The organism is Tenacibaculum insulae, assembly GCF_964512435.1.
Lineage (GTDB): Bacteria > Bacteroidota > Bacteroidia > Flavobacteriales > Flavobacteriaceae > Polaribacter > Polaribacter insulae_A.
The window spans coordinates 2,280,547-2,294,049 of record NZ_OZ208512.1; the positions used below are offsets into that span (position 1 = coordinate 2,280,547).

Below are 13,503 nucleotides of genomic sequence, written 5' to 3' on the forward strand. Positions count from 1 at the left end.
TTTATGCCATTAAAAAATTATACACTCACATTAAAAGATACTGTAGAAACGTTTACAAAAAAACTATTTTACGCTCTTTTTGATGAGCAGTATTATAAAGAGAATATAAAAACAATAGAAAATTTATTTTCTGAAATAGCTGAAAAGTTACAGATAAAAGAATCGATAACTATTTGGAAACTTTATAAAGCAAAATTTAAAGAAATTCGTAAAAAATTAGATTTAGATGCTATTGCTTTTGAACAAACTGATCCTGCAGCTAAAAGTTTAGCAGAGGTATATTTAGCATATCCAGGGTTTCATGCCATAGCCGTTTATCGATTAAGTCATGAGTTGGTAAAATTACAAGTGCCAGTTTTACCAAGAATGATGAGCGAATATACACACGGAGTTACAGGAACAGATATTCATCCAGGAGCAACCATAGGAAATTCGTTTTTTATTGATCATGCTACGGGAATTGTTATAGGAGAAACGACATTGATTAAAGAAAATGTAAAAATTTATCAAGGAGTTACTTTAGGCGGAATTCAAGTTAAAAAGAGTTTAGCCGAAACAAAAAGGCATCCAACGATAGAAAACAACGTAACTATTTATGCAAATGCCACTATTTTAGGAGGAGATGTTATAATTGGCGAGAGTAGTATAATTGGCGCTAATGTTTGTGTTACAGAATCTGTACCCGCAAAATCATTAGTAATTTATCAATCAGAAAATAAAATTGTTTCAATAGAAAAAAAATAAATTATGAAAGCAAAAAAAATAACCGATTTTGTTGGAAATACACCTTTAATAGAAGTAAGTAATATACTTGATAAAAAAGAGGTGCGTTTGTTTTTAAAATTAGAAGGAAACAATCCTGGAGGAAGTGTAAAAGATAGAGCTGCTTATAATATGATTTTTGAGGCTTTAAACCGAAGAAATATAAAAAAAGGAGATCATTTAGTTGAAGCAACTAGTGGAAATACAGGAATAGCACTTGCTTTTATATCAAAAGTATTAGGATTGCATATGACTTTGGTAATGCCCGAAAATGCGACTGAAGAACGTGTAAAAACAATGAGAGCTTACGGAGCAGAAGTATTGTTAACTCCGAAAGAAGAAGGTATAGAAGGTGCCAGAGATTTAGCACAAAAATTACGCTATAAAGAAGGTTATTTTATGTTAAATCAATTTGAAAATAACGATAATTGGAAAGCACATTATAAAACTACAGGGCCTGAAATTTGGAAAGATACTGAAGGAGAAGTAACTCATTTTGTATCTGCCATGGGAACCACAGGTACCATTATGGGAGTTTCTACCTATTTAAAAGAACAAAATTCAAAAGTTCAAATAATTGGAGCGCAACCAACAGATGGATCGAGTATTCATGGAATTAGAAAATGGTCTGAAGAATATTTACCAAAGATTTTTGATAGATCAAAAGTTGATGAGATTATTGAAGTAAGTGAAAACCAAGCACGAAACATGACACGTAAATTAGCGAGTCAAGAAGGTGTTTTTGGAGGAATGAGTAGTGGTGGAGCGGTACATGTAGCATTACAAGTCGCTGAAAAAATAGAAAAAGGAGTTATTGTAGCAGTTATTTGCGATATAGGAGATAGATATTTATCATCTAACTTATATAATTATTAATAAAGATGTTGTAAAAACAAAAAAAGTTTGTTTATTTGTACTTTAGTTCATTAACTTAATACGAATGTTATCAAGAAAGGCGGAGGGATTAGACCCTGTGAAACCTTAGCAACCCTATGTGCAAACAAAGAAGGTGCTAAATTCTACTTAAATATTGTGATAAAACAATTTTTAAGAGAGATAACGGAAAGACTTTCCTCTTTTCCTGATAACTTCTACTTATAAAATATCAGGAATGTCAAACATTTATACAGAAATACAAAAACGAATACTCGTGCTCGATGGAGCAATGGGAACTATGCTTCAGGCTTATAAATTTACTGAAGAAGATTTTCGAGGAGAACGTTTTAAAGAATATCCAACTCCTTTACAAGGAAACAACGATTTACTGTCTATAACACAGCCAGAAGCCATCAAAACAATTCACGCAAAGTATTTTGATGCTGGAGCAGATATTATAGAAACCAATACTTTTTCGGGTACAACGATAGCAATGGCAGATTACCAAATGGAAGATTTGGTGTACGAGTTAAATTATCAATCGGCAAAAATAGCCAAAGAAGTAGCTGATGAGTTTACAGCAAGAGAACCTCATAAACCACGATTTGTTGCAGGATCAATTGGCCCAACGAACAGAACAGCAAGTATGTCGCCAGATGTAAATGACCCTGGTTATAGAGCGGTTACTTTTGATGAATTACGTATTGCTTATAAACTACAAGTAGAAGCTTTATTAGATGGAGGTTCTGATATTTTATTAGTTGAAACTGTTTTTGATACCTTAAATGCAAAAGCTGCATTATTTGCTATTGAAGAAGTAAAAGACGAGCGAAAAATTGAGGTTCCTGTAATGTTAAGCGGTACAATTACCGATGCCAGTGGAAGAACTTTATCTGGGCAAACTGCCGAAGCTTTTTTAATATCTGTATCTCACATTCCGTTATTATCTGTTGGATTTAACTGCGCTTTAGGAGCTAATTTATTACAACCTCATTTAGAGGCAATTGCTTCGAAAACTGAGTTTGCTACTTCGGCACATCCAAATGCCGGTTTACCAAATGCATTTGGTGAATATGATGAAACTGCTGAAGAAACTGCCGAACAAATTGAAGAGTATTTAAAGAAAAACTTAATAAACATTGTAGGTGGTTGTTGTGGTACTACTCCAGAACATATTAAAGCAATTGCTGATTTAGCGCTAAAATATTCACCTAGACAGTTAAAAACGATATAAGTAATGAAAAATATAATTCAATTAATCTTAGTTATAGTTTTATTAATTTCTTGTAATAAAACGACCGATTCTGTAAAAGAAGAAAAAAAAGCAACTCCAAAATTAGCTTTACAGGGTACTTGGAAACTTGTTTATGGTGAGGTTAAAGAAAATGATTCGGTAAAAGTTAAAGATTTATCTAAAGCAGAGTTTATTAAAATTATAAACAACAGTCATTTTGCCTTTTTTAATCAACCTAAAAAAAATGGAGAAGGCTTTTATGGAGGCGGAGGTAGTTATACGTTAAAAGGTAATAATTACCAAGAAACGTTAAACTATGTTTCGGTTGATGCTGTTAGAGGTCACGTGTTTCCTTTTACGGTAAAAATAGTAGGAGATACACTAATTCAATACGGATTAGAAGAAGTAAAAGAAGCAGGGATTCATAGAGATATTATTGAAAAATATATCAGAATTAAATAAGTAACATTATTAAAAAATGAGTGTAAAAACGAATAAATACATGAAACTTTCGGGCTTAGAACCTTTAGTTTTAAGTGAACATACCAATTTTATTAATGTTGGAGAGCGTACAAATGTTGCAGGATCTCGTAAGTTTTTAAGGTTGATAAAAGAAGAGAAGTTTGATGAAGCTTTAGCAATAGCAAGGCATCAGGTTGAAGGAGGAGCTCAGATTATCGATGTAAATATGGATGATGGTTTGATTGATGGAAAAGAAGCCATGGTTCGTTTTTTAAACTTAATAGCAGCCGAACCTGATATATGTAGAGTTCCGTTAATGATTGATAGTTCTAAATGGGAAATTATCGAAGCTGGTTTACAAGTAGTACAAGGAAAATGTGTTGTAAATTCAATATCATTAAAAGAAGGAGAAGAAAAATTTATTTGGGAAGCCACTCAAATTAAAAGGTACGGAGCTGCCGTAATTGTTATGGCTTTTGATGAGGTTGGGCAAGCCGATACTTACGAAAGAAGAATTGAAATTGCCGAACGATCGTATAATGTTTTAGTAGATAAAGTAGGGTTTGCATCCGAAGATATTATTTTCGATTTAAATATTTTTCCTGTTGCAACCGGAATGGAAGAGCACAGAAAAAATGCCATCGATTTTATTGAAGCTACACGTTGGGTACGACAAAATTTACAAAACGCAAGTGTAAGTGGTGGTGTAAGTAATGTTTCGTTTTCTTTTAGAGGAAATAATATTGTTAGAGAGGCTATGCATTCTGTTTTCTTGTATTATGCAATTGAGGCAGGAATGAATATGGGAATTGTAAATCCGGCAATGCTAGAGATTTACGATGATATACCAAAAGATTTATTAGAACATATTGAAGATGTTGTTTTAGATAGGAGAGACGATGCAACCGAACGATTGTTAGATTTTGCAGAAACGGTAAAAGGCGTTAAAAAGCAAGATGAAGCAAAAGTTTTAGAGTGGAGAAGTTTGCCTTTGCAAGAAAAAATCACCCATTCTTTAGTAAAAGGAATCGATGAGTTTATTATTGAAGATGTAGAACAAGCAAGGCAAGAATCAGCAAAACCAATTCAAGTAATTGAAGGGCATTTAATGATTGGAATGAATGTAGTTGGAGATTTATTTGGTGCCGGAAAAATGTTTTTACCTCAAGTAGTAAAATCGGCACGAGTAATGAAAAAAGCGGTTGCTTATTTAAATCCGTTTATTGAAGCAGAAAAAGGAGAAAAACAACAGGCCTTAGGTAAAGTTTTAATGGCAACTGTAAAAGGTGACGTACATGATATTGGTAAAAATATAGTGAGTGTTGTTTTAGGTTGTAACAATTACGAAATTGTTGATTTAGGAGTAATGGTTCCGCCAGAAAAAATTATTGAAGCTGCTAAAAAAGAAAATGTAGACATTATTGGTTTATCAGGTTTAATAACACCTTCGTTAGATGAAATGGTGTATTTGGCTAAAGAAATGGAACGCCAAGAGTTTTCAGTACCTTTATTAATAGGTGGAGCAACAACATCAAAAGCACATACGGCTGTAAAAATAGATCCTCAATATAAAAACGCGGTGGTTCATGTAAACGATGCATCAAGAGCGGTAACTGTGGTAAGTGATTTATTAAACGAAGAAACCAGTAATGCCTATGTTGCAAAGTTAAAAAAAGACTACGATGAGTTTCGTGAAAAATTCTTAAAAAGAGGTAAAACAAAAGCCTATATCTCTATTGAAGAAGCCCGAGAACGTAAGTTTAAAATAGATTGGGAAACAAGTTCAATCTTTAAACCAAAAGAGTTAGGAATTCAAACTTTAGAACAAGTAACTTTAAAAGAATTATTACCATTTATTGATTGGAGTCCATTTTTTAGAAGTTGGGATTTACACGGTAGATATCCAGATATTTTAACTGATGAGGTAGTTGGCGAACAAGCAACACAGTTATATGAAGATTCTAAAGTGATTTTAGATGAAATTATTACCAAACAATTACTAAAACCAAAAGGAATATTTGGTTTATTTGAAGCAAACACCATTAATGATGATGATATTTCAATTCAGAAAAAGGGAGAAGAAATAGCTGTTTTTAGAACCTTACGTCAGCAATTAAAAAAGCGAGAAGGAAAACCAAGTTTTGCTTTATCAGATTTTATTGCACCTAAAGAAACTAAAAAGCAAGATTATATGGGGGCATTTTGTACGGCTATTTATGGTGCCGATGAATTAGCCAAAAAATATAAAGAAAAAGAAGACGATTATAATGCCATTATGGTACAGGCAATTGCCGATCGTTTTGCAGAAGCTTTTGCCGAATATTTACACCACAGAGTAAGAACCAAACATTGGGGATATGCATTTGATGAAACATTATCTAATGAAGACTTAATTAAGGAAACCTATAAAGGAATTCGTCCGGCACCAGGATATCCAGCATGTCCAGATCATTTAGAAAAAGAAACGATTTGGGATTTATTAAAAGTAGAAGAAAAAATAGGTGTAACACTAACTGAAAGTTTAGCGATGTGGCCAGCAGCAGCAGTTTCTGGTTATTATTTTGGAAACGAAGAAGCTAAATATTTTGGATTAGGAAAAATTACAGACGATCAGGTGCGTGATTTTGCTAACAGAAAAGGAATAACATTAGATAAAGCTCGTAAATGGTTGCATCCAGCGATAGCTGATAATTAAAAAATAGAATGAGTCAGAAATTTATAGAATTACATCTTAAAAATCATATTATTTCTCATGGTTATGATGAAAAAAATAAAGAGATAACTGAAGAGGTTATTGCTGATGTTTTCTCTTTAAAAACAATAGCGATTAGTAGAATTAAATCTTTGAGTGATAAATATATTTTAACCGATTATATAGAAGGTAGATGGATTTATTGGGAATATAAAGAGTCGTACGAATTGGTAAAAAAAATATTAATAAAACAAGAAACAACTAACAACTAACAACATAAAAAAAGCGTATTTAATTAACAATAAATTATCTTTAAGGTAAAATTTAAATCAAGAAACGATAGTAATTTTGAACTGTAAAAATTAATAAAAAGAACAAAAATGAAAAAGTATAGTTTAGAAATTAAGTTTATGATTCAATTATTGGTAATGTTTACAATATCATTATTTATAGCATCATTTATATAGTTAAATACGCCTTTATAATAACTTATGAAGGTAACAGATCACATTAAAAAAGCAAACGGGAAAACATTATTTTCGTTTGAAATTATTCCGCCAAAAAAAGGAAACAACATTCAGGATTTATATAATAATATAGATCCGTTGATGGAATTTAATCCACCTTTTATTGATGTAACCACTTCAAGAGAAGAACATTTATATATTGATAAAGGAAATGGATTGTTAGATAGAAAAATAACCAGAATGCGTCCTGGTACAGTAGGTATTTGTGCAGCAATAAAGCACAAATATGATGTAGATACGGTTCCGCATGTTTTATGTGGAGGGTTTACCAAAGAAGAAACAGAGTATTTGTTGGTAGATTGCCATTATTTAGGCATTGAAAATGTAATGGCTTTGAGAGGTGATGCGATGAGTCATCAAAAATATTTCGAACCAACAAAAGGTGGGCATCAATATGCCACAGAATTGGTAAGTCAAATTCAGGGTTTAAATACCGGAAAGTATTTACACGATGTAATTGAAGCCAACCATAAAGCTGATTTTTGTATTGGAGTTGCTGGTTATCCAGAAAAACATTTAGAATCACCATCGTTACAAACAGATTTAAAACGTTTAAAAGAAAAAGTTGATGCGGGTGCAGATTACGTAGTAACGCAAATGTTTTTTAACAATCAAAAGTATTTTGAGTTTGTAAATGCAGCAAGAGCAATGGGAATTATGATTCCTATTATTCCAGGAATTAAACCAATTGCAGTAAAACGTCATTTACAATTATTGCCTCAAGTTTTTAAAATTGATTTACCAGAAACGTTAATTAAATCGGTTGATGATTGTAAAACAAACAAAGAAGTAAGACAAGTAGGAGTAGAATGGTGTATTGAGCAATCTAAAGAGTTACTTGCAGCCGGAGTGCCTTTATTGCATTATTACTCTATGGGAAAAAGCGATAATGTTAAAGCGATTGCAAAGGCATTATTTTAAAATTAGCGTTTGTTTTTATCGATTTTTTCTTTTATAATTTGAGCAACAGGCTTGTTTTCTATTTTAGATTCTAGCCACGACAATATGTCTAAATATAAAAACGCTCTTTTTTCATAAGGATGATTCTCGTAAATTTTTAAACGATCATATATTTTTTTAAATTCCTTTTTTACTTGATGAGGAAATACGTCACCTAGCGCTTTTATTGATGAAATGAATTCTTTTTGAACTTCCTGAAGGTTTTCCATTTTTAATAAAAAGCGATAGGTGTCTTTAAATTGTCGCTCAAAATCATAATCTAAGCCACATTCGTAATGTGCAATTAAACTTAAAATTCGAGCAAAGCATTGTAAGTCTTCTGCAACATGAATTATTTTAGACTTAATAATTTTATCTAAATATAAAATACATTCTTTGTTTTTACCCATACCAAAGTACAAACAAGCAATTTTATAATACATAACCACAATATGATGGTTGTCTAATCGGTCCTTATAAATATCAATTTTATTATTGATGGTTTCTACTAAATATTCACCTTCAGAAAAACTACCATCTAAAAAATGCAAGTGCAATTTATTCGCATAATAATATTGAAAAATTAAAATTTCAGTATTACTATTTTGTGGTATTACGTTGTTTTTAATCTCTTCATCAAAAAGAGTCAGTTCTTTTTTAAATTGTTTGTAATGTTTAATAAAAAACAAACTTTCTATTAAGTAATTTTTTCCTTTTAAATAAAAAACTGGATGAATTTGGATGTTTTTAGGCTCGTTTTTAAATAAATCAACCCATTTATTGGCGTATTTATAACTTTGTAAAAAATCTTGTGTTAAAAAACTATGCCATAAATTGGCTTTATATAACCAAAGTTTTTCTCTAAAACCTAAATTTCCGTATTCATAATTAGGTAATTTTAAGTTAAAATAAGAGTTTACTTTTTTTAATTCAGCGTCATTTTTTACATAGCCGGTTTTTAATAAAGTACCGTATAATTGTAATGATAAATTAGATAATTTACTAGTAATTACGTTTTGCTGACTTAATTCTTTAGCCTGAATTGTTAGCTCATCAGCTCTTGTGCTAATACTTCTGGTAATGTATTGACTTTCAATAACTTTTTCTAGTTCAACAATTTCATAAGCAATGTTTTTTTCTTGATTATCAATAGCTGTATTTTTTGCTTTGTCAAGCAATTTTAAACTTTGTTTATACAAGCCTTTTTGATATAGAATAGTAGCAAAATCTAATAATTCTCGTATTTGAATTCGAATATTTTTATGCGCAGGATTCATTCGTAAACTAATTAAAATTTGTTTGTACAAATGCGCTTTTAAATTTGATAATTGTTGCTTACTTACAATACCTGTTTTTATAATTCCTTTTTCGTCGTACTTCTTTTGCTTTTCTAAAAATTTAAAAAGAGAAAAAAATTTAGCATCATTATTACCGTCTAAACGACCAACATAAAGGTTAAATTGACGTTTTTCAGACTTAGATAAAGACTTTATTAAAACAAACAACATATCGTTTTGTTGATTGGATGATGTAATTAATTTACTCATAATTAACTGTTTTTCAGTATTTTATAATTTTTTATTTGTTTATTAATGTCGTAAGTAACAAATAGAATTAAACCTGTAAAGAAAACCAATATATACATTTGATTTATATAATGACAATTATTTTAGACGAATGAACAACGATAAAGTCCAAATATTCGACACCACTTTAAGAGACGGAGAGCAAGTTCCTGGATGTAAATTAGATACAACACAAAAACTAATTATAGCAGAAAGACTTGATTTTTTAGGTGTTGATGTTATCGAAGCAGGTTTTCCGGTTTCTAGCCCAGGAGATTTTACTTCGGTAAACGAAATTGCAAAAATTGTAAAAAACGCAACTGTTTGTGGTTTAACAAGAGCCGTTAAAAAAGATATAGAAGTAGCAGCTCAAGCTTTAAAATACGCTGTAAAACCAAGAATTCATACAGGTATTGGTACCAGTGATTCTCATATAAAATATAAATTTAATGCCTCGCAAGATGAGGTAATAAAAAGGGGTAAAGAAGCTGTTTCTTATGCTAAAAATTTTGTAGATGATGTAGAGTTTTATGCAGAAGACGCAGGAAGAACCGAGAATGCTTTTTTAGCTAAAGTATGCGAAGAAATGATAAAATCTGGCGCAACTGTTTTAAATATTCCAGATACAACAGGTTATTGTTTGCCTGAAGAATATGGGGCAAAAATTAAGTATTTAAAAGAGCATGTAAAAGGAATTGAAAATGTTATAATTTCTTGTCACTGTCATAACGATTTAGGTTTGGCAACCGCAAACTCTATTGCGGGCGCAATTAATGGTGCAAGACAAATAGAATGTACGATTAACGGAATAGGAGAGCGTGCCGGAAATACCGCTTTAGAAGAGGTGGTAATGATTTTAAAACAACACCCGTATTTAAATTTACAAACCGATATAAACACTCAATTATTATACGATACAAGTATCATGGTTCGTGAGAGTATGGGAATGCCAGTACAACCAAATAAAGCAATTGTTGGCGCAAATGCATTTGCACATAGTTCTGGAATTCATCAAGATGGTGTAATAAAAAACCGTGAAACTTACGAAATTATGGATCCTGCAGATGTAGGAGTTACCGAAAGTGCCATTGTACTAACCGCAAGAAGTGGTAGAGCAGCATTGGCTTATAGAGCAAAAAAAATAGGGTATGAGTTAACCAAAATACAATTAGATTCAGCCTATAAAACTTTTTTAAATTTTGCTGATAAACAAAAAGAAATAATAGACGACGATTTGCATTTAATAATGAAACAAGTAAATAAAATATCTAAAATCGCAATTGCCTAATGGGAAAAACATTATTTGACAAAGTATGGGATGCTCATGTGGTAGATACAGTTAAAGACGGGCCACAAGTTTTATATATAGATAAACATTTAATTCACGAAGTTACCAGTCCGCAAGCTTTTAACGAGCTAAAAGAACGTAACATTCCTGTTGCGCGACCAAATAAAATTGTTGCTACGGCAGATCATAATACGCCAACAGTAAATCAACACTTACCTGTTAAAGATGCGTTGTCTAGAAATCAGTTAGCGCAGTTAACAAAAAACTGTAAAGAAAACGATATTACTTTATATGAATTAGGACATGAAAATAACGGAATTGTACACGTTATTGCTCCTGAATTAGGAATTACACAACCAGGAATGACCATGGTTTGTGGAGATAGTCATACCTCTACGCACGGAGCTTTTGGTACCATCGCTTTTGGTATTGGTACCAGTCAAGTAGCACAAGTATTTGCAAGTCAATGTTTGTTACTTCAAAAACCTAAAAGTTTACGAGTTGCTGTAAATGGAAAATTAAAAAATGGGGTATCTCCTAAAGACGTTATATTATACATTATTGCTCAATTAGGAACCAATTCTGGAACTGGATATTTTTGTGAATATGCAGGAAATGTATTTGAAGAAATGTCTATGGAAGGCCGTATGACAGTTTGTAATATGAGTATTGAAATGGGTGCAAGAGGCGGAATGATTGCTCCTGATGAAACTACTTTTAATTATGTAAAAGATAGAGAATTTGCACCAAAAGGAAGTGAATTTGATAAAAAAGTAGCTTATTGGAAAACATTACCATCAGATGTTGATGCTAAGTTTGATCAAGAATATAGTTTTAATGCAGCGGATATTGAACCAATGCTTACGTATGGTACAAACCCAGGAATGGGAATTAAAATATCTGAAAATATTCCTATGGATAATGGTGCATCGTTCGAAAAATCATTAGCCTACATGAACTTTAAAAAAGGTGAAAGTTTAATTGATAAAAAGGTAAATTATGTATTTATAGGAAGTTGTACTAATTCTAGAATTGAAGATTTTAGAGAAGCTGCAAATTATGTGAAAGGAAAACAAAAAGCCGATAATGTAAATGCTTGGTTAGTTCCCGGATCTCAAAAAGTAGCAAAACAAATTCAAAACGAAGGCTTACAAACTATTTTTGAAGAAGCAGGATTTGAATTACGTCAACCAGGTTGTTCAGCTTGTTTAGCAATGAATGATGATAAAATTCCTGAAGGAGAATATTGTGTTTCTACCTCTAACAGAAATTTTGAAGGAAGACAAGGACAAGGAGCTAGAACCATTTTAGCGAGTCCGTTAATGGCAGCAGCAACAGCAGTAGAAGGAAAAATTATTGACATAACGAAACACTTAAATTAAGATGGAAAAATTTGTAAAATTAATTGATACAGCGGTTCCATTAACAACTGAAAATGTAGATACAGATCAGATTATTCCTGCTCGTTTTTTAAAGGCAACCGATAAAAAAGGGTTTGGAGATAATGTGTTTAGAGATTGGCGTTATCATAAAGATGGAAGTGTAAATGAGAGTTTTATTTTAAATAATAAAAATTATAAAGGAAGCATATTAATTGCTGGCGATAATTTTGGCTGCGGATCAAGTAGAGAGCACGCAGCGTGGGCATTAGCAGGCTACGGTTTTAAAGTAGTTATAAGCAGTTTTTTTGCTGATATATTTAAAGGAAATGCATTAAATAACGGAATTTTACCCATACAAGTTTCTGCAAAATATTTAAACGATTTACTTGAAAAAATAGCTAAAAATCCCGACACTATTGTAATTGTAGATTTAGAAAATCAAATACTTAAAACGCCTATAGGTAATAGTAGTTTTGAGATTAATCCGTATAAAAAATTATGCATGATTAATGGATACGATGATATTGATTTTTTAGTAAGTAAAAAAGATAAAATAGAAGCTTTTGAAGCGTCATTATAAAAGATAAAAAAATGAAATTTAATATAGCAGTTATCCCCGGAGATGGTATTGGACCAGAAGTAACCCTACAAGCGCAAAAAGTTTTAAATGCAATTGCAAATGTATACGAGCATACATTTATATTTAAAGAAGCCTTAATGGGTGCCTGTGCTATTGATAAAACAGGTAATCCGTTACCAGATAAAACAATTTCTTTATGTAAAAAAAGTGATGCTATTTTATTTGGAGCCATCGGTGATCCTAAATATGATAATGATCCAACAGCTAAAGTACGTCCAGAACAAGGATTGTTAAAATTAAGAAAAGAATTAGGGCTTTTTTGTAACGAGCGCCCTGTAAAAGCATATCAGCAATTAATAGAAAACTCTCCTTTAAAAAGAAATATTATTGAAGGAACTGATATTACAATATACAGAGAATTAACTGGCGGAATTTATTTCGGAATTAAAGAAATTAGTGATGATAAACAAATTGCTTTTGATGGTTGTTCTTATTCAGTTGAAGAGATTGAGCGCATTGCTCATTTAGCTTTTAAAGCAGCCCAAAAAAGACGTAAAAAGTTAACATTGGTTGATAAAGCAAACGTTTTAGAAACATCTAGATTATGGAGAAAAACAGTTACAGCTTTGGCTAGTAATTATCCGGATGTAGCATTAGATTTTATTTTTGTTGATAATGCAGCGATGCAATTAATTTTAAATCCAAAACAGTTTGATGTAATTCTTACCGAAAATTTATTTGGTGATATTTTATCAGACGAAGCAAGTGTTATTGGTGGTTCTATAGGTTTGTTGGCATCTTCATCAATTGGAAAAGAAAATGCATTGTTTGAGCCAATTCACGGTTCATTTCCGCAAGCAAAAGGAAAAGATATCGCAAATCCGTTAGCCTCAATCTTATCAGCAGCAATGTTATTAAATCATTTAGGTTTAGATGAAGAAGCAATAGTTATAGAAAAAGCAGTAGAAAAATCATTAGAATTAGGTATTACTACTGAAGATATTAATTCTGATAAAAACTTCGGAACAAGCAAAGTGGGAGATTTTATTGCAGATTATATATACAATCAAGAAGATAGTGATATGAATTTTAATAATATTCACGCAGGTCAGAGCACAATTATCTAGCCTAAATTCACATATTTATAAAACACCATTGTAGTTTCTTTACCAAAAGAAATTACAATGGTGTTTTTT

The 13,503-nt window shown here is 31.4% G+C and carries 12 protein-coding genes and 1 riboswitch; of the genes, 11 read left to right on the top strand and 1 reads right to left on the bottom strand.

What is annotated here, in order from left to right; genetic code table 11:
* Window positions 1–3 precede the first annotated feature (3 nt).
* The 7 genes from epsC (at window position 4) to metF (ending at window position 7,474) form a co-directional block, all read left to right on the top strand.
* Window positions 4–744 (top strand): serine O-acetyltransferase EpsC, encoded by a 741-nt coding sequence (gene epsC, locus ACN5J5_RS10525; protein ID WP_418644851.1) that lies wholly within the window; start codon window positions 4–6, stop codon window positions 742–744.
* Between the two features lie 3 nt (window positions 745–747).
* Window positions 748–1,638, top strand: coding sequence for a cysteine synthase CysM (gene cysM, locus ACN5J5_RS10530; RefSeq protein ID WP_418644852.1), 891 nt, complete (start codon window positions 748–750; stop codon window positions 1,636–1,638).
* A 64-nt stretch (window positions 1,639–1,702) separates the two neighbouring features.
* A riboswitch (SAM riboswitch) is annotated at window positions 1,703–1,825 on the top strand.
* A gap of 48 nt (window positions 1,826–1,873) precedes the next feature.
* Window positions 1,874–2,872 (top strand): homocysteine S-methyltransferase family protein, encoded by a 999-nt coding sequence (locus tag ACN5J5_RS10535; RefSeq protein WP_418644853.1) that lies wholly within the window; start codon window positions 1,874–1,876, stop codon window positions 2,870–2,872.
* Between the two features lie 3 nt (window positions 2,873–2,875).
* Window positions 2,876–3,334, top strand: a complete 459-nt coding sequence (locus ACN5J5_RS10540; protein ID WP_418644854.1) for a hypothetical protein — start codon at window positions 2,876–2,878, stop codon at window positions 3,332–3,334.
* A gap of 16 nt (window positions 3,335–3,350) precedes the next feature.
* Window positions 3,351–6,029, top strand: coding sequence for a methionine synthase (gene metH, locus ACN5J5_RS10545; RefSeq protein WP_418644855.1), 2,679 nt, complete (start codon window positions 3,351–3,353; stop codon window positions 6,027–6,029).
* Between the two features lie 8 nt (window positions 6,030–6,037).
* The gene (locus ACN5J5_RS10550) at window positions 6,038–6,298 is read left to right on the top strand and encodes a hypothetical protein (RefSeq protein WP_418644856.1); all 261 of its coding nucleotides are present in this window, start codon (window positions 6,038–6,040) and stop codon (window positions 6,296–6,298) included.
* 219 nt (window positions 6,299–6,517) lie between these two features.
* The gene (metF, locus tag ACN5J5_RS10555; protein ID WP_418644857.1) at window positions 6,518–7,474 is read left to right on the top strand and encodes a methylenetetrahydrofolate reductase [NAD(P)H]; all 957 of its coding nucleotides are present in this window, start codon (window positions 6,518–6,520) and stop codon (window positions 7,472–7,474) included.
* 2 nt (window positions 7,475–7,476) lie between these two features.
* On the opposite strand, the gene ACN5J5_RS10560 is transcribed toward metF, so the two are convergent.
* Entirely contained in the window at window positions 7,477–9,039 is a 1,563-nt protein-coding gene (locus tag ACN5J5_RS10560; protein ID WP_418644858.1) for a hypothetical protein, read from the bottom strand.
* 130 nt (window positions 9,040–9,169) lie between these two features.
* Here ACN5J5_RS10560 and ACN5J5_RS10565 point away from each other — a divergent pair, with 130 nt between their 5' ends.
* From ACN5J5_RS10565 to leuB, 4 genes are read left to right on the top strand one after another with little or no spacing between them, the layout of a single operon-like run.
* Complete coding sequence (locus tag ACN5J5_RS10565; RefSeq protein WP_418644859.1) at window positions 9,170–10,345, top strand: 2-isopropylmalate synthase; 1,176 nt, start codon at window positions 9,170–9,172, stop codon at window positions 10,343–10,345.
* Window positions 10,345–11,727 (top strand): 3-isopropylmalate dehydratase large subunit, encoded by a 1,383-nt coding sequence (gene leuC / locus ACN5J5_RS10570; RefSeq protein ID WP_418644860.1) that lies wholly within the window; start codon window positions 10,345–10,347, stop codon window positions 11,725–11,727. The genes ACN5J5_RS10565 and leuC overlap by 1 nt, the downstream gene beginning before the upstream one ends.
* Before the next feature lies 1 nt (window position 11,728).
* Entirely contained in the window at window positions 11,729–12,307 is a 579-nt protein-coding gene (leuD, locus tag ACN5J5_RS10575) for a 3-isopropylmalate dehydratase small subunit (RefSeq protein WP_418644861.1), read from the top strand.
* An 11-nt stretch (window positions 12,308–12,318) separates the two neighbouring features.
* Window positions 12,319–13,434 (top strand): 3-isopropylmalate dehydrogenase, encoded by a 1,116-nt coding sequence (leuB, locus tag ACN5J5_RS10580; protein WP_418644862.1) that lies wholly within the window; start codon window positions 12,319–12,321, stop codon window positions 13,432–13,434.
* Window positions 13,435–13,503 lie beyond the last annotated feature (69 nt).